A 24,787-nucleotide genomic window follows, 5' to 3' on the forward strand; every position below is an offset into this window, starting at 1 on the left:
CGAGGCTCGCCCTTCGGGCTCGCACCTCGAGGATCGGTCCTGGGGAGATCGGACCTCCTCGGCGTCAGGCGCCGATCGCCTCGGGTGCCGGCACGTCCTCGGGCAGCAGCAGCACGAGGTCGTCCATCGTCGGGTCCTCGATGGTGCGCGTGCGGCGCGCGTGGTTCGCGATCGCAGCATCCATGACCTGGCGCGCGTAGCGGCCGTTGCCGAACGACGCCGTGCGGTCGACCGACGCGAAGTGGCCGCGCAGCGCCGCGACCGTCGAGCCCGTGCACTCGTAGCCCGAGCCCGTCGCGTGCTGGTTGACGATCGTCACGAGCTCGTCGGGCGTGTAGTTCGCGAACCGCACCCGGTGCGAGAAGCGCGAGTCGAGCCCCGGGTTCGTGGCGAGGAACTGATCCATCTCGCGCTCGTAGCCCGCCGCGATCACGACGACCTCGTCGCGGTGGTCCTCCATGAGCTTCACGAGCGTGTCGACCGACTCCTTGCCGAAGTCGGCACCGTTGCCGCCGCCCGAGGCGAGCGTGTACGCCTCGTCGATGAACAGCACGCCGCCGCGGGCGCGGTCGAACGCCTCGGTCGTGCGCCTGGCCGTGTGGCCCACGTACTCGCCCACGAGGTCGGCGCGCGACACCTCGGTGACCTGGCCCTGTGCGAGCACGCCGAGTGCCGTGAGCAGCGAGCCGTAGAGGCGCGCGACGGTCGTCTTGCCGGTGCCGGGAGGGCCGGCGAAGATCAGGTGCCTGCTGAGCGACGGCGCGGGCAGGCCCGCCGCCTGCCTGCGGCGTGCGGAGGTGAGCAGGTCGACCATGCCCTGCACCTCCTCCTTCACGTCGTCGAGGCCCACGAGCTCGCGCAGCGTGCCGAGCAGCTGCTCCACCCGCTCCTCGTCGACGCGGCCGACGCCGGCGCCGATCGACGAGCCGGGCAGCGGGCCGAGGTCGTCGGGCACGAGCCGCGTGAGCGTGAGCGAGTCCACCTCGGCGGCGTTGCCGAGCCGATACGCCTGCCTGCCGAGCATCTCCTCGAAGACCTTGCGCGCCGTGCGGCCGTTGCCGAACGTCTCGTCGCGCGGCAGCTTCGTGAAGTAGTCGTGCAGCGCCGCGCGCGTCTCGAACTCGAGGCTGTAGTGGTTGCCGCGGCAGAGGTTCTCGACGATCGTCACCATCTCGGCCGACGAGTAGTCGGTGAACTCGATCGTGCGCGAGAAGCGCGACGACAGGCCGGGGTTCGCGGCCATGAACGTGCGCATGTCGTTCGTGTAGCCGGCGACGATGACGACGACGTCGTCGCGGTGGTCCTCCATGAGCTTCACGAGCGTGTCGATCGCCTCGCCACCGAAGTCGTTGCTCGACCCGCCGTCCTTCGACAGGGCGTACGCCTCGTCGATGAACAGCACGCCGCCGAGGGCCTTGCCGAACTGCTCGGAGGTCTTGATGGCGGTGCCGCCGATGACCGCGGCGACGAGGTCGGGCCGCGCGACCTCGACGAGCTGGCCGGTGCGCACGACGCCGAGGGCGGCGAGGATGCGGCCGTAGAGGCGGGCGACGGTCGTCTTGCCGGTGCCGGGCGACCCGGCGAACACGAGGTGCCGCGAGACGGGCGGCGACGGCAGCCCCGCCTCGGCGCGGCGCTCGGCCATCTGGTGCATGCGCACGAGCGTCTCGACCTGGCGCTTGACGCTGTCGAGGCCGACGAGCTCGTCGAGCTCGGCGAGCAGGCGATCGAGCTCGTCCTGCCCTGGGCGCTCGGGAGGGGCGCCGGCCGTCTCGACGCCGCGCGGGAGCGCGGGTGCGCCGTCCTGCGCGTCGTCGTCGACGGCATCCTGCGGCTGCTCGACCTCGACCTCCGCGTCGGGACCGATGCGCACCTCGTCGCCGACGTCGACCATGCGCGTGCGTCGCAGCGCACCCGTGGCCGAGTCCTGCCAGGCGACGCCGACGCTCGAGCCGCGCACGGAGCCGCCGTCGACCGCGAGCCGTGCCGCGTCGCGGGCGACGGCCCCCTCGGCGTCGGCATCGACGACCCGCACGTTCGTGAGCGCCGCCGTCGCGTCGTCGGATGCGGTGACGCCCGCGCCCGCGGGCCGCTCGATCGTCGAGTCGAGCAGCGTGAGCGACGCCGTGCCGGCGACGACGATCGCGTCGTGGCCCGCGCCGCGCAGCTCGCATGCCTCGGCCGTGAGCCGCGCGCGCTCGATGAGGTGCAGCGCGTGCGTCGCACCGTCGTCGATGCGCACGCGCGCGAGCTCGACGACCGCGTCGGCCATGCCGACGATGCCCTGGCCGCCGAGCCGCTGCATCGCGACGTCGCGCAGGGTGGCGGATGCACCGGTCGTGACGAGCACCCCGATGCCGTCGCCGTCGGCGATCAGGGTGCCCGAGGCATCGAGGCTCGCACCGCCCTCGACCGTGATGGCGGCGTTCTCGACCGAGCCGATCGTGCCGCGCACGAGCGTGAGCTGGCCGCCGTCGGCGACGAGCAGGCCGCCCTGCACGGCGTCGATGGCCGAGTCGGTGAGGTGGGCGGAGCTCGGACCGCGCACGACGAGCGCCGTCGTGGCGATGTCGTGCAGGCGTCCGCCGACGATCTCGGTCCTGCCACCCTCGTACACGAGCACGCCCGCGCCTGCGTCGTTGAGGACGTTCGTGTCGTGCATCGACAGCTGCGCCTCGGCACGCACGACGAGCGCGACCTCGGTGGACGCCTCGACGGTGCAGTCGTCGAGCGACAGCGCCCCCGACTCCACGTCGACGGCCACGTCGCCACCGTCGCGGGCGATCGTCACGCCCGAGACGCGCACCTCGACGGCTGCGCTGCGGATCGCGGCTCCCGTGGCGCTCTCGATGCGCACCTCGCCGGCGTCCCCGACGCCCGAGAGCGAGACGGCACGGTCGACCGTCAGCGACTCCCGGTAGATGCCGGGGCGGATGGAGATGACGTCGCCGTCGTTCGCGGCGGCGAGGGCCGAGGCGATGGACTGGTGGCAGTCGGGGTTGTCGGCGGCGACCGTGAGCACCGCGCGCTCGGGGGCGATCAGTCGAGTGGCCATGTCGTGCCCTCCCAGGCGTCGGGGCGGATGGCTGCCGACAGCCGCCGCCAGGTCTCCGCGTCGATCGGTGCGGCCGGCCCCGCAGCCCGCAGGTGGGCGACGAGCTCGGGGTCGGGCGCGATCCAGTGGTGCTCGAGGTAGTAGGCGACGGCGTCGCTCCAGATCCATGCGCCGTCGGAGCGCAGGTCGGCGGGCACGGCGGCATCGACGTCGCCGAGGTCGTCGCGCAGCGGCTGCGAGGCGCGCACGACGATCGAGCCCGACCGCAGCAGCACGAGCAGCGCGTCGCGCTCGTGCTGGTCGACGATCACGGGGTGGTCCGCGGCGAACCAGGGCGTGCCGTCGCGCTGGCCGTCGAACACGCGCGCGACGCGCGGCGGCGGCACCCGACGTCGCGTCGAGAGCCGGGCGGCGACGTCGCGCAGCAGGGCGCGGATGCGCTGCGCGCCGCGCGCGGTCCCGTACGGCTCGACGGAGGGGGTGGGCGACTCGGGTGCCGCGGCGGTCGTGGCGGCGTCAGGCTCGTGCTCGACCGGTGGCGACGAGGACTCGTCGTGCTGCTGGGGTGCGGGGAGCTCTGACGTCATGCGATCCACCTCAGGCCGCCAGGGGAAGGTCGCCGAACCAGCGATCCTCGGCGTGGGCGCCGATCTCGCCGCGGGTCGCGGCTGCGGCGTGCAGTCGCGCGAGGGCCTGCTCGGGATCGGCGCTCTCCTCGGCGAGCAGCAGCCGCGGCGCCGGACCCTCGGCGGTGCCGAGCACGCGGAGACGCGCGCCAGCCGGCAGCACGACGTCGTCGGCGCCGGGGCTGCCGTGCAGCACGCGGTCGAGCCGCCGTCCGCTCGTCGTCCAGATGAGCGCCTCCGCCGGTCCCGCCGCAGGTCCGTCGGCCGCGGCTGCCACGAGGGGCGTGCGCAGTCGCAGCAGCGAGCCCGGCGCGGCGTCGAGCCCTGCGGGGATGCCGCGCACCACGACGGAGCGGGCTGTCGGCAGCATCGCGAGCCCCTCGGCGAGGCACGTGTGGAAGTCGAGGTCGTACTCGGCCTGCGGCTCGGTCGCGAAGACGCGCACGAGCGAGAGGCCCGTGAGCATGGCGGAGCGGTCGCTCGCGACGCGCATGCCGGGCTGCTGCGCGAGCAGCTGCGAGACGGTGCGGCTCGCGACGTCGTAGCGGGGGCCGAGCGCCGTGCGCACGCGATGGCGCTGGTCTGCGGTGGAGCGGACGCCGAGCGGCACGTCGATCGCGGGCGCGCTGCGGGGCGGCTCGGCGGCGCGCGCCGCCGTCGCCTCCTCGGTGCGCGGCGACTCGGGAGCGTCGGCAGCTGCCACGGCGCCCGACGGCTCGGCGACGGGGGGCGCCTCGGCCGCTGCCGGTGCGGGGGCCGCCGCCGTCTGGAGGGCGCCTGCGGCCCGCTCGGCTGCGGGCTCGGGCTGCGCGTCGGGCTCGGGGACGGAGGCCGATCGCGGGGCTGCGGTCGCCGCGCGCGTGCCGGCACCGAGCAGTCGCGTGGAGGCCGAGCCCTGCAGCGCTCGCGCGAGGGCGTCGCTCGCTGTCGCTGCCGAGGCGCGCCCCGGCGTCGCGGCACCGTCGGCGGTCGCCGCGGCGGTGCTCGGAGCCTCGGCCTCCGCCTGCGCGGCCGATCGCGTCTGCGGCACCGTCGGCGCCGCGGGCTCAGGTGCGAGGGTCGATGCGGGCGCGGGCTTCGGCGCGGGCTGCGCGTCGGCAGGCTGTGCGACCCGGTCCACCGCGTCGGTGGGGGTCGGCCGACGCACGGCGGCCGCGTACCAGGCCGCCGCTGCCGAGTCGGCGCTCGGCACGTTCGTGACCTGCGCGTCGCGGGCGCGGCGCTGGGCTGCTCCTGCGCTCTCCTCAGGCGCGGAGGCGGCGGCGACGCCGCCGATCACCGCGTCGACCGTCGTTGCGTCGCGGGCCGCGGTCGCCGCATCCGTCGACTCGCGCAGGGCGGCGCGCTGCCCGGCGGCGCGCTGCCCGGCGACGTCGCCGCGTCGCTGCGCACGCGTGCGCTCCGGCTGCGCGGCGGCAGTCTCGATGGCGGCGGGCGAGACCTCGAGACGCTCGACGTGCGCCTGCTCGACCTCGCCGTCGGTGCCGTGGCGCTCGGCCTCGAGCGTCGCCTCGTCGAGGGCGGGCTCGGCGGCGTTCCGGGGCGCCGCCTCCGAGGCGGCGTGCCGGTGGTCGAGGTCGTCCGCGGCGACGTCGGTGTCCCCGCTCGCGTCGGCCGCGGCGGCGACGATGCGCCCGTCGGCCGTGATCGCGAGCGACTCCGTCGGTGCCCAGGCGCCCGGGTACGCGTCGCGCACCACGCGCCGTGCCGCGCCGTCGAGGGGATGGATCGTCACTGCGCTGCGCTGGGCGAGCCCCTCGCGCAGCGGCGCGAGGAGCGCGGGCAGCGCCGCGGGCTGCTGCGCCCCGTCGCACTGCACGAAGATGCCGAGCGATCCCACCGGCGCCTCGAGCTCCGCCTCGTCCACGAGCGGCTGGCCGGCGGGCCGGACGACGATGCCCGCAGCCACGACGTGCACGACCCAGCGATCGCCTGCACGGCGCCGAGTCGTGGGGGTCTCGCCGAGGCGGTACTCGACGGCGTTCGTGGCGACGAGCCCGGACGGAGGCGCCCACCGCTCGAGCGTCACCGTGCCATCGGGAGCGCACACGCTCTCGAGCGCGAGCGTCGTCGGCGGGGCATGCTCGTCACCGTCGATCCGCACGGATGCACCGTCGATCTCGACGCCGTGCGCGACGCGCAGCGGCTGGTCGAGGGCGGCCGCGAGCGATCGCACGGTCTCGAGCGGCAGGCTGCCGACACCGAAGCCCGCGAGCACGACGGCCGATCGCGTCTCCATCGGCAGGGATCGCAGCATCGCGAGCAGTCGATCCTCGGAGGGCGCGGGCTCGGACGGGCTGCCCGCGACGACGAGCAGCTGCCGCTCGCGCACGGCGATGCCGGCGAGCCGCATGGCATGCCTCGGCTCGGTGCCCGCCGTGATCCACACGCCGGCGGGGATGTGGGCGGCCCCGCGCAGCGACTCGGGCAGCTGCGACTGCCAGGCGGGCGCAGGATAGCGTCGCCCGGCGCGCACACGAGCACCCAGGGGGCTCTGCGCGATCCAGCCGTCGCCGCCGCCGACCGAGAAGAGCGTGCCCTCGCAGCGCACGATGCGCCCCTCGGGTGCGACGACCGAGACGCCGAGCGCCTGCGCGAGACGCGTGCTCTCGGCCTCGCCGTCGTCCCCGGGCTTGGCGAGACCCGCCTCGGGCACCACGACCGCGCCGTCGAGGTGCGGCAGCACGGCGTCGACGACCTCGGCGTCGGCGCTGCGCAGCGCATCGCGCAGCGCGGGCGTCGCCGTGAGGTAGCGGGCGGCGCGCAACGGCGGCAGTCCCTCGAGGATCGCCGTGGCCTCCGCGTCGTCGCTCTCGGCGACGACGATCCCGAAGCCGGTCCGCTGCACGGTGATCGACGTCACGGCACTTCCTTCCCTCAGCACGATCACGCGCCCGGGGCAGGTGGTGGTTCACCGCCGTGCGGCGCGTCCCCCGTGCGTCCTCAGGAGCGGCTGAGCGCGTCGTCGAAGAAGGCCTGCGCGTCGAAGGTCGAGCCGTCGCCGGTGAGCGTGCCGTCGGGCAGCACGATGCGGTCCTCGAGCTCGTCCTCCTCCTCGGGCACGTAGCCGGCCGTGGGCGCGTCGGGGATCCAGGTGTCGTCCCGCGGCTGCTCGGGCGTCGGGCCGTCGCCGTCGCCTGCACGGGGCGCGTGCGTCGCCGCGTCGTCGTGCACCGACTGGGCTCCGGATGCGTCGGATGCGTCGGCCGGATCGGATGCCTCGGGCGCGGGCTGCGCGGGCACGGGCGCGACCGGCGGCAGCGGCTCGGATCGCACCGGCGGCACGTCTCGCGGTCGCGGCGGCGCGGGTCGGGCCTGCGGCTCGTCGTCCTCGCCCTCCGAGGCCGTGAGGTATTCCGCGGCGGTCTCGTACTCGGAGGTCGACTCCGTCTCGGCGGCATCGACGGCGGCGTCGTCCGCCTCGTCCTCGCCCTCCGAGGCCGTGAGGAACGCGTCCGCGGTCTCGTCGTCCGACGCTGCGTCGCCGTCGGTGGTCTCGACGGGAGGCGCGGACGTCGTCGGCCGCGGCGTGGTCGCGGTCGACGCCTCGTCGTCGGCGACCGACGCGAGCTCGTCGTCGACCATGCGGTCGGCGTCGTCGTCGGCCTCGTAGCCGTCGTCGATCTCGGTGCCGCGACCGCCCTCGTCGCTCGGCGCGGGGCGCTCGTCGACCGGCGTCGCGATCGTCTCGTCCTCGTGAGCCTCGCGAGCCTCGCGCTCCTGCGCACGGCGGCGCTCGGCGACATCGGCGCGCTCGTCGGCCCGCTCCCTGCGATCGCGCTCCGCGGCCTCGCGCTCCGCGGCCTCGCGTTGCTGGTCACGACGCTGCTCCGCAGCCTCGGCGCGGCGACGACGCTCGTCCTGCTGCTCCCCCCGCTCGATGGCCTCGGCGCGGCGATCGCGCTCCTCCTGACGCTGCTCCTCGCGCTGCCTGTCGTCGGCGTCCTGCTGCTCGGCCTCCCGGCGTCGCTCCCGCTCGCGGCGATCGGCAGCAGCCGCGCGTCGCTCGCGCTCGTCTCGATGCTCGCGCTCCTGACGCTCGACCTCGCGCCGCTCGGCCTCCGCGCGCTCCGCGTCCTGGCGCTCCCACTCCCGGCGCTCCGCGTCCAGGCGCTCCTGCTCGCGGCGCTCCGCCTCCTCCCGCACTCGCTCTCGCCGCTCGGCCTCCTCGCGCTCCGTGCGCTGCTCCTCCTCGCGGCGGTGCCGAGCCAGCCGCTCCTCGGCCTCCCGCCGCTCGGCGTCGCGGGCGCGCTGCGCTGCCGCGTCGCGCTCGGCGCGCGCCGCCTCCTCGCGGGCCGCGGCCTCGTCGCGCTCGCGCGCGGCCTCGTCGGCACGCGCCGCGTCGCCGTCGGTGTCGGCGGGCACCGCGAGCCCGAGCGCCCCGAGCTGCTGCTCCCACACCTGGAGCACGACAGGCACGTCGACCTCGCCCGGCTGCCGCGGCCCGCCGCTGCTCACGATCGTCGAGGTGCCGGCCGTGATGCGCAGCCGCAGGTGGGCGTCGACGATGAACGAGCGGCCCTTGTGCGTGATCTTCTCCGACGTCTTCACGTCGGTGCCCTGCTCGTCGGCACGGCTCGACGAGCTCTTGAACGAGGGCGCGAGCACGCCCGCGACCATGCCGGCGTCCGTCATGCCCGACAGACCGAACGGCAGCGACATGCCGGCATCGTCTGCCCGCTTCTTCGCCTCCGCGAGCCCGACGCCGAGGTCGACGGTGTGCTGCAGCGTCGTCGATGGCGCCTTCGAGCCTGGGCGGATCGACGGCTCGACGAGGCCGCCGGAGATCGACAGGTCGGAGCGAAGGTCGCGGAAGGCACCGCGGCGCGCGATGAGCTCGTCGACGCTGAACGTCTCGCCCGAGACGATCCTGGGGATCGCGTTGAACAGCATGGGGTTCGACATCGCGGTGCGCAGCGCCTCGTCGTAGACGTCGCCGGGACGCACGTCGCCGCCCTTCGCGTCGAGCGATTCCTGCACCGTGGCGCGCACGTCGTCGACGCTCGCGTGGTCCCAGCGCACCGGTCGCCAGGCGCCGACCGCGGGCAGCTGATGCTGCTGCGCGGCGGGGGCGGGAGCGGGCGGGGCGTCGAGCGAGTCCGGCGAGTCGGTGGGCTCGAGGATGTCGACCGTGCCGCCGACCGAGATCGGTGCGAGCGGCGTGTGCGAGCCCTTCGTGATGGCGCGGGGCAGCAGCGAGTCGAGCGCACCGCCGACGTGCTCGTGCAGCTGCAGCGTCACGTCGTAGGTCACGGGCACGTGGTGCTGCTCGAGCGACTCGTGCTCGGCCGTCGTGGCGAGCTTCGGCGACTCGGGACCCGAGACGCTCCTGTCCCACCGACGGTTGAAGACCGTCCAGTCCTGCTGCGTCGAGGCCTCGCCGCCGGGCAGGTCGGCGACCTCGTCCGGCCGCGTGAAGAACCCGAGTCGGCCGTCGAGCCCGAAGTTGACGAGGTGGAAGCGATTCCGCTTGCGGGTCGAGCCGCCCGAGCGCTCGGTCGAGAGCGTCTCGCCCTTCAGATCCCTCCTCGTCGCGGGGTCGGCGGCGTCGGGGCGGTGCGAGACGTCGAGCTCGATCGTGACGGTGCGCTGCGTGAACGGGCCAGCAGGCAGCGGCACGGTGATGCGGTTCGGGCCGACCATCGCGTCGCGCACGAAGCCCGAGCCGGAGCTCTGGGTGAGCACGCGACGCACCTCGCCGAGGATCTGCTGGCGCGTGCGCTCGTCGATGCCGACGGGGCGCCAGCTGCGCTCCATGCGCGCGAGCGCCTCCTTCGTGATCCGGCTGTCGGCCACGACGGCGTCGGAGTCGTCGCGGAAGGGCGCGAGCGGGTCGGCGGGCGGATTCGCGGGATCGGCAGGAGGGTGCGCAGGATCGCGCGGCGGCAGCGAGCCGAGCTCGATGCCCGCGGGCGTCACGACGGGCGGGTCGGCGACGACGGTCGAGTCGTTCGTCGTCGTGGGGTCGGTGGTCGCCGCCGGCGCCGGCGCGTGCGCCACGAGCTCGCGCGGCAGGTCGATGCCGTGCTTCTGCAGCAGCGCGGCAGCCTCGCGCACGGGCAGCTCCACGTCGACCGACGCGGGCTCGAAGCGCGTGTACGACGGGTTGGCGAAGCCGCTGCGCCACCGCCAGCGGCGCAGCTCGAGCGAGGGCTTGTAGCTGCGCTCGGCGTCGAACCGCAGCACGGCGGTCTCGCCGACCTTCGACCGCTCGCTCGCGATGCCCGCCGAGCGCTCCGCCTCCTTCGAGCGGCCGTGGGTGTAGCCGAGCTTCGCGCCGATCTGGGCGAGGAAGTTGTCCTTGCCGCCGGGTGCCGTGGCGCGCACGATGCCGTCGAGGCCGCCGTTCAGGCTCCACTCCTTCGACGTGCCGACCGCGCGATCGTCGGCCGAGCCGCGCATGAGCGTGCGATGGTCGCGCGTCGTGACGAACGACGGGTTGCCGAGCCGCTGCTTCACCTCGACCGAGCCGTGCAGGTCGCGGATCTTGCCGGGCAGCACCATGTCGCCGGTCGTGACGCCGCGGTCGCCGAGGCCCTCGTTCGCGATCGTGCGCAGACCGGCGTCGGAGCCGAGTCCCTGCACGGTCGCAGCCGTCACCTCGCCGGGCTTCGTGAACGGCGAGCGCGTGATCGTCGGGCCCGCGACGGGGTCGAAGGCGCGCGATCCCCAGCTCGAGAAGTTGCCGCTGCCCAGCGGGCTGCGGTGCGGGGTGCCGGTGCCGCTCGTGAGGTCGGCGCGCTTCGACAGCGAGGCCTCGAGCAGGCTCGCGTGCGCGTCGTGGCCGCTGACGCGCTCGACCTTCGCGTAGGCCCCCAGGTCGGCGGCGTCGATCTCCTGGAAGCTCGGGTCGCCCACGTCGCCGACGAACGTGCGCGGACTCGTCGCGCCGGGCGTCGTGCCGTCGAGCTGCGGCCTGCGTACGGCGACGCCGTCGATCTCGATCGACTGGCCGAGGTCGGGTCGCACGACGCTGTGCCGGTCGGCGGTCGGGCCGCTGCCCAGCAGCCTGCCGCCCGCGAGGCCGCGCTGCAGGAAGTTCGGATCCTTCGTCGACTCGTGCACGACCTTGAGCGTCGTCCTCGTCGGGTGGTAGCCAGCCGGACCGATGCTCGATGCGGCGCGCGTGTCCTTGATCGTGTGCTGCGCGGCGTTCTTCGCCGTCCGCTGATGCCCGCCCGAGAGCTGCAGGATCGCGTTGCCCCAGTTCTTCTCCGCCGCCGGCGACGCGGCCGCGGCCTGCGAGGTGGTCGACGCGAACGACGCGATGGCCTGCGACCCGACGGTGAAGCCCTGCGTCGCCTTGGAGTCCATCGTGATCTCGCGCTTGCTCGACACCGACTCCTCGTGCTTCGACGTGCGCGAGTCCGCCGTCGTGCCCGGGTCGCCGAGCGTGACCTCGGCGGTGATCGTCACCCGGTGCGTACGACCGCCCTCGTGCCACACGGCCGTCGTGCCGTCGGTCGCCGCGTCCTGCATCGACGCCTTGGCCTTGGCGTCGTCGGCGAACGTCCTGGCGATGGCCTCCTTGCCCTTGTCCGAGAGCTCGAGCCCGTCGCCGATGCGGTCGGCGAGGTCGGGCGGCACCGACACGAACGAGTCGCGCGACGGGTCGAAGGTCGACTCCGGGCGGAAGGGCCCCTGGTGCATCGTCATGCCCTCGGGCCGCACGGGTGCAGGCAGCCAGAGGCCTCGCGCGGCGGCGTCGGCGATCGGCACCGAGAACGTCGTCTGCACCTCGACCGACCGCGGCGACCCGAGGCCGAAGCGCGGCTGCACCTGCACCGTGCGGCGCAGGGAGTAGATCGCGACCTTGTCGTCGTTGCTGCGTGCCGACGAGTGCTTGGTCTCCTTCGAGCCGCCGATCTGGCCGCTCGACGTGACGGTGAGGCCACCACCGATGCGCAGGAAGCTGCGCAGGCGACCACGCGCGCCCGCAGTGGCGCTGAGGTCGACGCCCTTCGACCAACCCGAGGAGAAGGCCGTGCCCCGCGTCGTCTTGCTGCCCCCGTCGGCGACGCCGAGGTACGCCGTGCGTGGAGCGTCGTCGGTCACCGAGAACGTCGACCGGTCGCCGCGTGCCTTCGCGTCGCCGGAGGCGGTGAGGATGCCCGTGAGCGCGTCGACGTCGCGCTGCGAACGGGGCCGCACCGTGCCGTCGGCGAGGGTCGTGACGCGGCGCGGCTCGATGCCGCGCAGGTCGGCGTTCTGCCACGTCGACGCCTCGCCGGGGACGCGACCATCCTGCCTCGGGGCGGTGGCGGACGCGTGGGAGACCTCGGGCATCGTCAGGCGGGCGTCGACATCGACCTGCGTCGTGCGCCCGTCGGTCGTGAGGTCGAGCGTCACGTCGGCGTGGGCCGGCGTCAGCCCCGTCTTGGGTGCCGCCGTGTCGCGCAGCGTCGACTTGAGCCCGAGATCGGCGCCCGTCGTCGCACCCATGCCGAAGGTCGCGGCGGGGAAGCCGGGCGTCGGACCCATGGCGACCGTGAGCTGCAGCTCGGCCTTCGCGGAGTTGCTCACCGACGTCTTGTCGGAGCGCTCGACGTCCTGCGTGCGGCTGAAGGCGTCGGTGGCCTCCTGGACCTTGGGCGCAGGCTCGGGCTTGCCGTCGCCGTCGGCCGTCGCGTCGGCGCCGTCGGCGTCGTCGGCGTCGTCGGCGTCGTCGGTCGAGGTCGTGGCATCGGTCGACGGCTTCGGCGTCTCGGCCGCGACCGGCGTCACGGCCGGCATCTGCACGTCGGCCGTGCGCACGGTGGCCGTGTGGCCGTCGACCGTGATCGACCCGGCGTCGAGCACGCCGCGCCATGCCTCGGCGACCTGCGCATCCGTCGACCTGTCGGTGAGCCCCAACGCGTCGCGCACGCGGTCGGGCGCGACGCCGAGATGGTTCGCGACCTGCGCGTGCATGGCGTCGGGATTGCGGATCGACGAGAGCGGCAACGGCTGGCCCTGCAGCAGGTCGTTCGCCGGGTAGGAGTGCTCGGGCAGCTGGTGCTCGCCATCGGCGATGCGCTCGATCATCCAGAGGTTGCGCGGGTAGAGCATCGCGCCCTCGCGATGCACGGCGTCGCCCATGATGCCGTCGTCGTGGTGCACGGCGGTGCTGTCGGCGTCGCGCTGGAAGACGCGGCGGGAGTCGACCGACTCATCGGCGAGGCCCAGCGAGTGCAGCAGCTCGTGCGTCAGCACCTGCCCGGCCTCGTCGGTGCGCCAGTGGCGCTGGTCGGTCGAGGTGGGGCGCTGGCCGTCGGGCCCACGACCGGTGTCGCCGATCTGGTCGACGGGTGCGACGACGTCGATCGTCGTGTGCGCGGTCGACGCGTCGTCGACGAACTGCACGTCGAGGTGCAGCTGGTCGCCGCTCGGCAGCCGGTAGCCCTGGTTGACGATCGCGTCGACGCTCGAGCGCGCCCGATCGCGCGTCGCGGTCACGTCGGCGGCGCTCACGCCGTCGCCGGGGGCGAGGTGCATGCGCACGGTGTACACCTGCACGGCGCGACCGTCGGGCACGACGACGCGAGCCCGGTCGTACTGGATGAACCCCTCGAACCTGCGCAGGCGTCCCGTGGTGCTGTCGGTGCGCACGTCGGCGACCGTGACGTCGACGGTGCGCGCCGGCGCGGACGTGAGCCGCGGACGCCAGTCGGCCTCGGCGATGGGCGTCGCCGTCGGCTCCGACCACGGCGCCGTGGGGTCGCTCGCGTGCCGCCAGCCCTCGTCGTCTCGCACGGGGATGCTCGGGTCCGGTCCGCGCCGCGGCGGCGTCGGCCGGCGCTCGATCGGCGGTGCGGCATCGGTCTCGGGCGTGCGCGGGGGCGCCGGTCGGGGCAGCGGCGGGGCCTCGGGGATGTCGGACGCGCCGCGATCCTCGCCGCGGCCGCGGAAGGGCAGCGCCTCGTGGTCGCGGGTGCCGTCGCGGCCCTGGGCGCCGTCGCGATCCTGCGAGTCCTCGCGATCGGAGACCCCGTACAGGTCCTCGTCGCTCGTCGCATCCGAGGCGTCGAAGAGCGCCTCCTCGCCCTCGCGGGTGCGCGTCCAGTCGCCCTGCTGGTCGAGATCGCGGCCGTCGGGGCCGAATCGATCGGGCTGCCCGCCGTCCGCCGCGAGCTGGCGGTCCACCTCCTGCTGCTCATGGAAGGTGCGCGCCGCCTCCGCCGACGGCCGCACGTGGTCGCCGGGGTTCCCGGTGGGCTCGACGTGCCGGGGCGGGCCCACCTGGGTGCTGCTGCTGAGTCGGTCGCCGCTGCCCGACACCGAGGTGAAGATCTGCTCGTCATGGTCGGGCTTCGCGACCAGGTGCGCCTCGAACAGCCGCCTCGTGCGCGGCGTCGGCTCGCCGTGCATGTCGAGCTCCGCATCGAAGCCGGTGCTCACCGCGCCGTTGAGCCTCCTGTCGCCCACGCGCACGTTGCCGGTCGAGTCGATCGAGCGCGCGATGACCTGCACGTAGTCGGTGCGGCGATCCGGTGCGAGCAGATCGCGCAGCGCGTCGACGGCCCGCTGCTGCTCGGTCGCCGGCGCCTTCGGCGAGGGCGTCGCGCTCAACGCGGCGAGGTGCGGAGCGGCCACCGCGCGCTCCTGCGACGTGAGTCGCCGGCCGACGATCCGTCGCAGCCTGCGCAGCGCGTCGTCGCGCGTCAGACCCGTGCTCGCGCTCGGCTGCGCCGACGGGTCGAGCGTGTCGAGCGCCGCGGAGCGGCCGTCGCGCGTCTCGGGAGCCTCGACGAGCCGCGACAGCTGCACGAGCCCGTCGTCGCGGTCGGTGCGCACCTGCTCGTCGGTGCGCTGCTGCCTGGATGCGCGCGGCTCCTGCGTGACCGCACGCTGGTACTGCTGGAACCTGCCGATGGCGCTCGCGATGGTCGCGTTGCCCTGCTCGCGCTGCACGCGTGCCGCCTCGCGATCAGCGGGCTCCGCCTGCGGGTCGGCCAGCACCGACTCGGCCCGCTCGACGTCGCCACGGCCGTGGATCCCGGCGAGGATCGCCCGGTTGAGGGCGTTCTGCCCAGCGCCCGAGGCGATGATGTGGTTGCGCGTCGCGTCGCCGTCGTTGCTTCCGGTGGCGAGTCGCTGCTGCTCCTGGCTGGTGAGCGCGTCGCCCGCGGCGACCGCTGCGTCGACGATGTCGCCCTGGTCGGGCAGCTGGTCGACGCGGTGGTCGTGCGGCAGCGCGGGTCGCGGGCCGCCGGTGCCGCGCAGGAAGCTCCCGATCGTCGCGAGGTCCTTCGGGTCGAGTCCCTTCGTCGCCCCGTAGCGGACCTGGTGCAGCTTGTCGTCGGGCAGGTAGGCCTTCGGCTGCCCGGTGCCGTCGACGTCGGGCTGGGTGGGGCGCGCCGATCGCTGGGCGCGGTAGATGCTCGAGGGCACGGTGCCGTCGGGATTCGGCCGAGGCGTGGGGTCGAGGCGCGCAGGGTCCGCGACGAGGGGACGCCTCTCGAGGTCGGCGGGCGCGGTCGTCGTCGACGGCAGCGGCGGTGCGGGCGGCGGGGGCATCGTCGCCGGGGACTGCGACGGTGACGGCGACGCGGCACCCTGCGCGGTCTGCTGGCGCTTCGGCTTCGACGACGATGCATCGCCATCCCGCTTGCGCTTGCCTCCCGGCGCCTGCGCGGGGCTCGTCGAGGGCGGCAGCGCGCCGTGCGGCGTGGGCGCGAAGTCGGCGCGCTGCGGGGTCGCGTCCCGCCAGGTCGCGTGGATGTGCTCGACGTCGGCGTCGGTCAGGTACGGCGGCGCATCCTTCGCGGCTTCATCGACGCGCGGGAGGTCGCGCGCACCGTCGCCCATGACGCCGTCGCGCCTCGGCGTGCGCAGCAGATGGTGGTCGCCGCGGTAGCCCTCGCGCGCGCCGACGAAGTGCATCACCTCGTGCACGAGCAGCGGCGCATCCTTCGGGTCCGCCGACCACGTGCGCTGATCGACCTCGCCCTCGGGTCGCACCGTCACGCGCACGCGGTCGCTCGACGGGGCGTCGCTCGCCACGAACGTCGGGTCGATGCGCACCTGCATCGCGTGCCCGTCGCCGAGCGTGAACCGGTCGTTGACGAACGCGTCGAGGTGGGCCTGCACGTCGTCGACCACCGCGCGGAGGTCGTCGCCCGACATCGTGTCGGCGTCGGCGGTGATCTCGACGGGCACCTCGAACAGGCGGATCTGCGCGCCGTCGACCGTGAGGTCGCGCGAGACGTAGTCGACGATCGCGATCTCGCCGCGGATGTCGACGCCGGGCCCGTCGGAGCGTGCCGGGGTGAACGACTCGGTGCGCAGCTGCTTGGGCGCCGCCTGGTCGTACGCGGCCTGCCACGCCGGCGACTGCGCGGTGGGCGCGGCGTCGCGCGGCGCGACGTCGGCATCCGCATCCGCATCGACCGTGGTGATGCTCGTCGCGTCGCTGTCGGCGTCGCTGTCCACACCGCTGTCGGCGTCGCTGACGATGCTGGAGACGTCGTCGTCCGTGTCGCCGACGATGCTCGCCGCGTCGTCGTCCGTGTCGTTGACGATGCTCGCCGCGTCGTCGTCACCGACGACGTCGGTCTGGGCCTCGGGAGACGTCGCGTCATCACGCTGCGGCTGCTGGTCGACATCCGCGTGCGGATCCTGCGCAGACGGGTCGCGTGCATCCTGCGTCTGGCCGTCGGGGCTCGCGTCGGGCGCGACGGGCCCGTCGGTCGTGGCGTCGACGTCGACGTCGGCAGAAGGCGTCGGGCCGGAGCCCTGGCCGGGCGTCGGCGTCGAGGCCGCCACGGGGGTGGTGGTCGGCGGCGTGCTGCCGGGCGTCGTCGTCTGGGGCGCGGACGCCGGTGACTGCTGGGTCTGCGTCGAGTCAGACGGCGTCGTGTCGGCCTGCGTCGTGTCGGCCTGCGACGAGTCGGCCTGCGACGAGTCGGCCTGCGACGAGTCGGCCCGCGACGAGTCGGCCCGCGTCGAGTCGGACTGCGTCATGTCGGCGTGCGTCGGCGCATCCTGGTCGGTCGCCGAGTCTTGGCCGACCGTCGAGTCCTGGCCCACCGTCGAACCCGCGTCCAGCGTCGAGCCCTGCTCCACCGTCGAGCCCTGCTCCACCGTCGAGCCCTGGTTCACCGGCGAACCCTGCGCGACCGACGAACCCTGGCCTGCCGGCCGCAGGCTCGCCGGGTCGCCGGTCACCCCCTGCGGAGCCGTGCCCTGGCCGTCCGGCCTCGTCGGCCCCTGCTGGGCTCCCGGCGTCTCGGGTGCCTGCTGCTGCGATCCGGGAGCCGAGTCATGCTGCACGTCGGCGGTCGAGCCGTCCTGCTGCTGCGGATCCGACGACGACCCCTGGTCCTGCGCGCTCGTCGTCGGGCCACCCTGCGACTGCGCGGCGGGCGGCGTCGCGTCGGCGACGGCCTCGCCCTGCTGGCCAGCGGGCTCCTGGCGACCACCGAGCGGGTCGGGTGCGCTCGACGTGCTGCTCTCGAGCGGCCCCCGACCGTCCGTCGAGTCCCCGCCGCCGACGTCCTGCCGGCCACCGGCGCCGCGCTGGCCGCCGGCATCCTGCTCGCCACCGGCACCCTGCTCGCCGCTCGCGCCCTGCTGCGGAGCGCCCCGCGGTCCCTGCGGTGCGCCCGAGCCGCTGCCGGAGCCCTGGCCGCTCCCGGATCCCCCACCGCTTCCGGTCGAGAGCCCCGGACCGGCGCCCGTGCCCAGACCCGGTCCCCCGCCGAGCGCCGAGCCTGCGCCGCCGTCGGTGATCGGCGTCTGACCGGCGACCGGGTCGGAGCGCGTGCCGGCGTCGCCGCCGCCCGAGCCGCTCTCCGACGGTCCCGGGCCGCCGAACGCGGTGCCGGCGTGGTAGCCGGCCGCGGTGCCGAGGCCCGTGCCGATGCTCGACGACGCCGCCGAGAGCACGCCGCCCACGCCCACCTGGAAGCCCTCGCCCTGGATGGCGCTGTACGTGCCCTCGGTCATGACCTCGACGAAGGCCTCGCCGACGAAGTCGGTGGCGATGTCCTGCGCCGTGTCCTTGATGCCATGCGGCTTCGGCGCGCCGCCCGAGCTCGTGGTCGGCGGCAGGTCGCCGTCGGAGCCCTTGCCGGTCGGCGGCACGTCGACGCCATCGCCAGCGCCCCTGCCGGGCGGCGGCACGTCGACGCCATCGCCAGCGCCCTTGCCGGGCGGCGGCACGTCCACGCCGTCGCCAGCGCCCTTGCCCGCACCCGAGCCGGCGCCGTCGCCGACGCCCTTGCCGACGCCCGATCCGATGCCGTCGCCGATGCCGTCGCCCGCGCCCTTGCCGAAGGCCTTGCCGAGCCCGGCGCCGCCGAGGATGGGGACGGCGCCGAACATGCCGGCGAGGCCGCCGCCCGCCGCGGCGCCGGAGGTCTTGTCGCCGTCCCACTCGGTGCGGTTGCCCTCGGCCATCTGCACGAGCTGCGCGACGGCGTCGATCGCGACCTCGCTCAGCACGTTGAACGCCGCACCCTTCGCGACCTCGGCGAGCAGCTTGCGCAGGATCGTGCGGAACAGGATGGTGTACATCGCCTTGCGCGCCGCGAGCCAGGCCATCGAGGCGCCGAACGACGGCACGGCCATCGCGATCGCCCACGCGATCTCGGCGATGAGGGCGATGAGCGCGCCGATCAGCGTGTACTTCGTGTACTCGACGTCGAGCGCGAGCTTCTCGAGGAACTGCGAGCTCGACAGCATCGACTCCGCGACCTCGCGCAGCGCGTCGCCCTCCGTGAGCGACGCGACGTACCGGTCGTAGGCGTCGGCGCTCATGCCCGAGAAGCCCTGCTGCGTCGCGGCGAGGTCGCGACGCAGGTCGCCGTCGAGGTCGTGCAGCTCGCGGGCCGCGAGCTCCCAGCCCTGCGCGAGCGCGCGCAGCTGGTCCTCGTTCGCCATCGGGAAGCGCTCGCCCGCGAGCACGAGGAAGAGGTTCGCGGCCTCGTTGCTGACCATGAGCGCCATCGCGTCCTCCTCTCCCTCGAGCCCTGGGCGGGCATGCCGTCGGGTCCGCGGACCCGAGCCCGGCTACATCTGGTGCCGGCTCTCGCGGGTCGCCGTGTCCTCGGTGTCGGCGAGCTCGCGCGCGACGGTCGTGGTGTCCTGCGCGATCTCCTCGACCGACGTGGACAGCTGCGCCATGAACTCCTTGGCAGCGGTGGAGGCCGGCACGTAGTTCGTGTCGTACGACTCCTTGAAGTCGCCGTCGCCCGCGGCGTTCGGATACCGGGATGCGAGCTGGTCGACCGTCGACGAGAGCCCCTGCACACGGCTCTGCAGCGCGCGCAGTCGCTGTGCGCTCTGGCGCAGGCGATCGGGATCGGCGGCGAAGCGGTCACCGCTCATGGCGCACCTCCCCGAGCTGCTCGACGAGCCCCTGCATCATCGAGGTCATCTCGTCGGCCGAGGGCAGACCCGCCATGGGATCGAGACCCTCGGGTGCGCCGTCGCCGAGCAGCGCTCGACCCTGCTCCCGCACGTCGTCCTGCGCCTGCGCCACGATCGCGACGATCTTCGAGCACAGCTCCTTCGGCGCGAGCTCGCGCCAGGACTGCCCGGTGATCTTCAGCTCGGTGAGCACGCCCTGGGCGTCGACCGTCGCGCTCAGCACGCGATCCTTCGACGTCGCGGTCGCCGTGAGCGCGTCGACCTCGGCGGCACGCTCGGCGAGGTCGGCGTGCGTCTGGCGCACCTCGGCCATCATCTGCTCGATGTCGTCTCCGGTGAGCTGCATCATGCTCCCTCCTGCTGCGATGCCGCAGCCTGCTCCGCCGCGCCGGGCTCGGCACGCCGCTTCGCCTCGGGTGCGCGGCCTCCGGCCACGCCCGCAGGCACGTGGGCCGGCTGCACCGGCTCGCGCTCCTCGCCGAGACCGATGACGCCGTTCCCGTCGGCGTTCGTCGTGCCCCACACGTCCTCGTCCTCGGCGAGCCAGGTGTTGCGCTCGCGATCGCGGTCCTTCGCACCCTGCGAGCCCGGCGCCATGGGGGCCATCGGCATGCCGCCGCCGCCACCCATGCCGCCACCGGCCACGCCGCCGTTCGCACCACCGCCGGCGCCGGCTCCGAGGCCGTTGCCGGCACCGCCACCCGCGCCGAAGACGCCGCCGTCGTCGCGCCCCGCACCACTGGCACCGAATGCGTCGCTGCCACCGGCGGCGGAGCCGCCCGCCGCGCCGAACGCGCCGCCACCGCCACCTGCGCCGCCGAGCTCGCTCGCAGGCATCCCGGCCACGGCGCCACCACCGCCAGGGGTGGCGCCGCCGCCTCCGGCGCCCGCGAACGACGAGTCGCCGCTGCCGCTGCCCGCGCCGCCGCCGGCTGCGAAGTCGTCCCATTCGGAGGCGGCGCCAGCGCCCGACCAGCCACCGCCGACGCCGCCGCCTGCACCGAACCCGTCGTCGCCGCCGGCACCGGCGCCACCCCAGTCGGAGCCGAGCCCACCACCGCCGGCACCCGAACCGCCGAAGCCCGAACCAGCACCGTCGACACCGGCGCCAGCGCCACCCCAGTCGGAGCCGAGCCCACCACCGCCGGCACCCGAACCGCCGAAGCCCGAACCAGCACCGTCGACACCGGCGCCAGCGCCACCCCAGTCGGAGCCGAGCCCACCACCGCCGGCACCAGAGCCGCCGAAGCCCGAACCAGCACCGTCGACACCGGCGCCAGCGCCACCCCAGTCGGAGCCGAGCCCACCACCGCCGGCACCAGAGCCGCCGAAGCCCGAACCAGCACCGTCGTCCTGTCCGCCGGCGCCGGAGCCGTCGGGGGCGAGCACGCCGTCGCCGCCGATGCCGCCGGGAGGCGCCCAGCTGGAGCCGCCGGATGCGCCCGCGCCGCCAGCGCCGACCGTCGCGGTCTCTCCCTGCTCCCCGAGCCCACCACCGACCCCGCCGCCGATCGCACCGGCGCCGCCGCCATCCTCCGAGGGCGACGTGAGGTCGGAGAATGCGTCGTTCGGGTCCTCGAGGTCGGGCATCGCGACGTCGCCGCCGGCCGCGCCCGCGCCGCCGTCGTCCCGGTCGGTCGAGCCCGATCCGCCGCCCTGTCCGTTCGAGCCGCCGCTCTGGCCGCGCGATGCGCCGAAGCCACCGCCGCTGGCGCCCGCACCGCCGACCACGCCCGCGCCGCCGCCCGCGCCCGCGCCGCCGCCGTCCTCAGCCGACCACGATCCGCTGCCGTCGCCGCCGAGGCCGTCTGCGCCGAGGCCACCACCACCGCCGAACTGCCCGGCACCACCCCCGCCGAAGTCGCCCGCACCGCCGCCGAACTGCCCGGCACCGCCGCCACCGCCGAACTCCCCGGCGCCACCGCCGCCGCCGAAGTCCCCTGCGCCGCCACCGCCGCCGAACTGCCCGGCGCCACCGCCACCACCGAAGTCGCCGGCACCGCCGCCACCACCGAAGTCGCCGGCACCGCCACCACCGCCGAAGTCGCCGGCACCGCCACCACCACCGAAGTCCCCGGCACCGCCACCACCACCGAAGTCCCCAGCGCCACCGCCGCCACCGAAGTCGCCGGCACCACCGCCACCGGGCCCGTCACCGCCGGCGCCACCGCCGCCCGGGCCATCGCCGAAGATCTCATCCCAGTCGGGCATGTCGCCGCCGCCGCCGGGTCCGTCACCGCCAGCGCCGCCGCCGTCGTAGTCGGCCGACGTGTCCTCGACCATCGCGGTGGGGTCCTGCATGTTCTTGAGCGCGCGCAACGATGTGCGCATCGTCGTCTCGAGCTTCTGCTGCGCGGCGAAGACCTCGCCGGCCATCGTCGCCAGGACGTCACGCACCGACTGCGAGATCGCGCGGTTGATGGCACCGAAGGTCGCCTCGCTGTGCAGGTCGCCGCTGACGCCCGTGAACCCCTCGGGCGCGTTGCCGCCCCGGTTCCCCCACGTGTACGAGGCGTACACGCTCTTCGCGCGCTCCTGGGACATGCCCGCACCGTGCTCTGCGCGCCACACGCTGTCGGCATCCATGACGTACGTCCAGATGTCGTCGATGACGGCAGCCCTGGCCTGCCCGGGCAGGTGCCCCATCGCGGGGCCGTGCGCGTTCCACGTGCTCACGACCGACGTGTTGAAGGTGCGCACCGCCTCGGCGACCGTCTCGAGGGAGGCAGCGACGCCGCCGTCGTCGGTGAGCTGACGGTGCATGGCCTCGAGCGACTTCTGCTGCGCGGTGAGCTGCGCCAGCAGCGCGGCCGCGGCGGAGCCGCGGATCGACGAGTCGTCGGCGCCGAGCGACGTCGCGAGCGCCGAGATCTGCTCGGCGTTCTGGCCGGTGACCGTCGCGAAGTTCGCGAAGAGCGCTGCTGCCGTGTCGGTGCGCCTGGCGCTGAGGCCGGGCGCATCGTCCTCGTGGATCATCCGGATGTTGCGGAGCAACGCCTCGTAGGCGTCCGAGAAGTCCGGCGCTGCGCTCGGATTGTTGATGAGCTCGAGGCTGCGGACGTCGTCCTTGTAGTGGAAGTACCCGCGCACCCAGTTCGGTGACCAGGCGTCGCGGCCAGGGCCGCCCCGCGTGCCGGTGAGCCAACCCCTCGTGGGGTCCTGCAGCTGCTCGAGCACTGCAGCGAGCCCGCTGTCGGGCACGCCGGTCACGAGGCCGAGCAGTGCCTCGAGCGCCATGTCGCCCGTCGCGGTCGACCCCGTCGACGAACCCCCTCCGCCCGAGGCTCCGTGGTCGCCCGAGCCGGTCGTCTCGTCGTCGGCCATGTCGTCTCCTCGTGCGCAGGGGGTTCGTGCTGATGGGTGTGGCCGTCAGGCCTGGGCGTCGGCGACGCTCAGGTCGTCGGTCTCCTCGAAGAGCCTCTCCGCCTTCTCCAGCTGGTCGCGGAAGGTGGGGAGCGTCTTGTCGGTGAAGGTGTCGGTGAACGTGCGCACCTGGCCTGCCAGGGCCGACACGTCGTTGCCGACCTGCACGGCGACCTCCCAGCGGGCCTCCGCGGGCTGCGCCCGCAGGTCCGAGCCGATGGCGTAGCCGTCGGTGCCGTAGAGGGCGTCGTCGTTCGTGCGCTCGACGTCCGTGACGAGCTGCTGCACCTTGCGGTACTGCTCACGGTCGAACGCGACTCGCGTGCCTTCGTCTGCCATGGGGTTCTCCTCTCTCGAAGCGATCACGGGGTGCCCGCGAGCTCGCGGGCACCCCGTCGACGTCAGCTGAAGACGGCTGCGCCTCGCACGTCGCCGTCGAAGAACTCCTCGCGCACGCGCACGGCGGCGTTCTTGATGTTGACGCCCGCCTGCTGGACCTCGGTGTACTCGGTGTTCCAGCGCTGCTGCAGCTCGCCCCACACAGGCAGCGAACGACCCCACTGGGCCTCGCCCATCGGACGGATGGTGTCGTAGATGTTCTGCAGGATCTGCTCCACCTCCTGGCACGAGGCGTTGAGGGACTGGTTGGCCGTCTCGAACTGGACGAGGTCGACGTTGAAGGACATGTCGGTTCCTTTCGTGGAGGGGAGGGTCAGGCCGCGGCGCTGGACGCGGTCGAGTCGTCGGTGTTGGTGCGCTGGGTCAGCAGCGTCTGCACCTGGCCGTTGAGGATGTCGAGCTTGTTCTTGATGTCGCTGTACTCGCTCTGCCACTCGGTGAGGCGCTGGCGGAGCACCATGCCCGCCTGGGCCTGCGCAGCCGACGCGATGGTCTGGGTCGAGTCCTCGACGCGGCCGCGGGCGGCCTCCATCGCGGAGACCTGCTCCATCGTGCGGCTGATGATCTGTCGGAGGGTGTTCGCTTCGAAACCGGTGAGCTCTGCCATGAGGTTCTCCTTCGTGTTCGTGTGTGTCAGGGTCGTGTGTCGGTCGATGGGGTCAGGGTCTGGATGCGTGCGTCGAAGGTGGGCTCCTGTCCTACGTCGCGATCGTGGGCCCCGTCGGCAGCAGCGCGAGCAGCGCTGCCGGCACGGCGGGGGAGCTGGAGGCGTCGAGCCCGAGGGCTCCCGCGGTCTCTGCGTCGGCGACGGGGTACTTCGTGCCGTCGTCGGCCACGAGGTAGAGGCCGGCGCCGCTGACGCCGGGGGCCGCGGCCGTCGCCGCGAGGTGGCCGGCGCCGGGCGCGACGGCGACGATGCCTGCCGAGTCGGCGAGCGATGCGGCGTCGACGGTCGTGACGCTCGTCTCGCCGTCGGCCCACACCGAGCACGGCGCGAGGCCCGAGGCGATCGCCGTCGGCGGCGTCTGGGGCAGCTCCGCCTGCCATGCGGCGGGATCCGAGACGGTCGTGGCGACGAGGTCGCGCGGCGTGATGGTGCGCGGCTCGGGCAGGCCCAGGTCGGGCACGGTCGTGAGGAGTGCGGCGACGGTGTCGGTGATCGGCATGAGGCCGTCCTGCGTGACGACGTAGCGGGCGCCGTCGTCGGTCTCGACGACCTGACCGAGCGTCGTCGGCTCGCCGGCGATCGCCGGTCCCTCGCCGCCGAGCGTGAGGGCCGACAGGTCGAGGTCCCTGCCGCTCGGGATGGTGTCGAGCCAGGCGGCCTCCACCTGCACGGCCGCGTTCGGCTCGAAGCCGATCGCGCGTGCGGCCCACGATCCCGGCAGCTGCGAGCGCATCCCCTGCCAGACGAGCGACAGCTCGCCGTCGGCGGTCACGAGCACGGCCTCGTCCGCGGCGATCGGCTCGCCGTTCGTCGAGGCGCCGATCGCGAGGGTCGTGCCCTCGACGGCCGCGCAGGCGGCCCACTCGGGCGGCGTCTGCTGCGCGCCGGGCAGCTCGTCGGGCAGGCCCTGCACGCCCACGGCCTCCCCGCGCGGCACCGATGCGAGGTCGTCGCTCGACACCTGGATGACGGCGGGCGGAGCACCGGCGAGGAGCGCGGCCGACGCGAGGTTCATGACGGGGTGCAGGGTGTCGTCGATGAGCATGTAGCGGCTGCCGGTCGACTCGTCGACGAGCAGCGCACCCGGCTGGTCGCGCCAGCCGTCGTTCGTCGTGAACAGGAAGATGTTGAGCACGACGACGACGACGAGCGCGGCAGCCGCGACGGCGACGCCGATGCCCATGCCGGTCGACGTGCGACGCAGGGGACGGTCGGGCGCGTCGGGGTCCGAGCGCAGCACCGCGGCCGAGAGGCGCCCGCGCAGGAAGAGGTGCGCGTCCACGAGATCACGTCTGCCGTACATGCCCTGACTCCTTCCTGCCTTCG

General features: G+C 74.4%; 11 protein-coding genes. All 11 read right to left on the reverse strand.

Annotated features, from left to right (window positions below; all coding sequences use genetic code 11):
- Nucleotides 1–64: 64 nt before the first annotated feature.
- Nucleotides 65–3,055 (reverse strand): AAA family ATPase, encoded by a 2,991-nt coding sequence (locus tag FS793_RS08110; protein WP_144720003.1) that lies wholly within the window; start codon nucleotides 3,053–3,055, stop codon nucleotides 65–67.
- Nucleotides 3,040–3,642, reverse strand: coding sequence for a hypothetical protein (locus FS793_RS08115; RefSeq protein ID WP_144720004.1), 603 nt, complete (start codon nucleotides 3,640–3,642; stop codon nucleotides 3,040–3,042). Before FS793_RS08115 ends, FS793_RS08110 begins: the two co-directional genes overlap by 16 nt.
- A gap of 10 nt (nucleotides 3,643–3,652) precedes the next feature.
- Complete coding sequence (locus FS793_RS08120) at nucleotides 3,653–6,544, reverse strand: hypothetical protein (protein ID WP_144720005.1); 2,892 nt, start codon at nucleotides 6,542–6,544, stop codon at nucleotides 3,653–3,655.
- A gap of 80 nt (nucleotides 6,545–6,624) precedes the next feature.
- Nucleotides 6,625–18,609 (reverse strand): hypothetical protein, encoded by an 11,985-nt coding sequence (locus FS793_RS08125; RefSeq protein ID WP_144720006.1) that lies wholly within the window; start codon nucleotides 18,607–18,609, stop codon nucleotides 6,625–6,627.
- A 63-nt stretch (nucleotides 18,610–18,672) separates the two neighbouring features.
- On the reverse strand, nucleotides 18,673–18,990 hold the full coding sequence (locus FS793_RS08130) for a hypothetical protein (RefSeq protein WP_144720007.1): 318 nt from the start codon (nucleotides 18,988–18,990) through the stop codon (nucleotides 18,673–18,675).
- Nucleotides 18,980–19,381: a YbaB/EbfC family nucleoid-associated protein gene (locus FS793_RS08135; protein ID WP_144720008.1), complete on the reverse strand. Its 402-nt coding sequence runs from the start codon at nucleotides 19,379–19,381 to the stop codon at nucleotides 18,980–18,982. Before FS793_RS08135 ends, FS793_RS08130 begins: the two co-directional genes overlap by 11 nt.
- Nucleotides 19,378–22,356, reverse strand: coding sequence for a hypothetical protein (locus FS793_RS08140; RefSeq protein ID WP_144720009.1), 2,979 nt, complete (start codon nucleotides 22,354–22,356; stop codon nucleotides 19,378–19,380). Before FS793_RS08140 ends, FS793_RS08135 begins: the two co-directional genes overlap by 4 nt.
- Nucleotides 22,357–22,401: 45 nt before the next feature.
- Nucleotides 22,402–22,734 carry a hypothetical protein gene (locus tag FS793_RS08145; RefSeq protein ID WP_144720010.1) on the reverse strand — a complete coding sequence of 111 codons (333 nt, stop codon included), beginning with the start codon at nucleotides 22,732–22,734 and terminating at the stop codon, nucleotides 22,402–22,404.
- 62 nt (nucleotides 22,735–22,796) lie between these two features.
- Nucleotides 22,797–23,081 carry a hypothetical protein gene (locus tag FS793_RS08150; protein WP_092503187.1) on the reverse strand — a complete coding sequence of 95 codons (285 nt, stop codon included), beginning with the start codon at nucleotides 23,079–23,081 and terminating at the stop codon, nucleotides 22,797–22,799.
- A gap of 26 nt (nucleotides 23,082–23,107) precedes the next feature.
- Nucleotides 23,108–23,401, reverse strand: a complete 294-nt coding sequence (locus FS793_RS08155; RefSeq protein WP_144720011.1) for a hypothetical protein — start codon at nucleotides 23,399–23,401, stop codon at nucleotides 23,108–23,110.
- A 91-nt stretch (nucleotides 23,402–23,492) separates the two neighbouring features.
- On the reverse strand, nucleotides 23,493–24,764 hold the full coding sequence (gene eccB / locus FS793_RS08160; protein ID WP_144720012.1) for a type VII secretion protein EccB: 1,272 nt from the start codon (nucleotides 24,762–24,764) through the stop codon (nucleotides 23,493–23,495).
- Between the last annotated feature and the right edge of the window lie 23 nt (nucleotides 24,765–24,787).

The organism is Agrococcus jejuensis (assembly GCF_007679035.1).
Lineage (GTDB): Bacteria > Actinomycetota > Actinomycetes > Actinomycetales > Microbacteriaceae > Agrococcus > Agrococcus jejuensis_A.

Coding starts and splice junctions, on each gene's coding strand:
- FS793_RS08145 (WP_144720010.1), bottom strand. CDS start 22,734: ATGGCAGACGAAGGCACGCGAGTCGCGTTCGACCGTGAGCAGTACCGC.
- eccB (WP_144720012.1), bottom strand. CDS start 24,764: ATGTACGGCAGACGTGATCTCGTGGACGCGCACCTCTTCCTGCGCGGG.
- FS793_RS08125 (WP_144720006.1), bottom strand. CDS start 18,609: ATGGCGCTCATGGTCAGCAACGAGGCCGCGAACCTCTTCCTCGTGCTC.
- FS793_RS08135 (WP_144720008.1), bottom strand. CDS start 19,381: ATGATGCAGCTCACCGGAGACGACATCGAGCAGATGATGGCCGAGGTG.
- FS793_RS08130 (WP_144720007.1), bottom strand. CDS start 18,990: ATGAGCGGTGACCGCTTCGCCGCCGATCCCGATCGCCTGCGCCAGAGC.
- FS793_RS08155 (WP_144720011.1), bottom strand. CDS start 23,401: ATGGCAGAGCTCACCGGTTTCGAAGCGAACACCCTCCGACAGATCATC.
- FS793_RS08140 (WP_144720009.1), bottom strand. CDS start 22,356: ATGGCCGACGACGAGACGACCGGCTCGGGCGACCACGGAGCCTCGGGC.
- FS793_RS08115 (WP_144720004.1), bottom strand. CDS start 3,642: ATGACGTCAGAGCTCCCCGCACCCCAGCAGCACGACGAGTCCTCGTCG.
- FS793_RS08110 (WP_144720003.1), bottom strand. CDS start 3,055: ATGGCCACTCGACTGATCGCCCCCGAGCGCGCGGTGCTCACGGTCGCC.
- FS793_RS08150 (WP_092503187.1), bottom strand. CDS start 23,081: ATGTCCTTCAACGTCGACCTCGTCCAGTTCGAGACGGCCAACCAGTCC.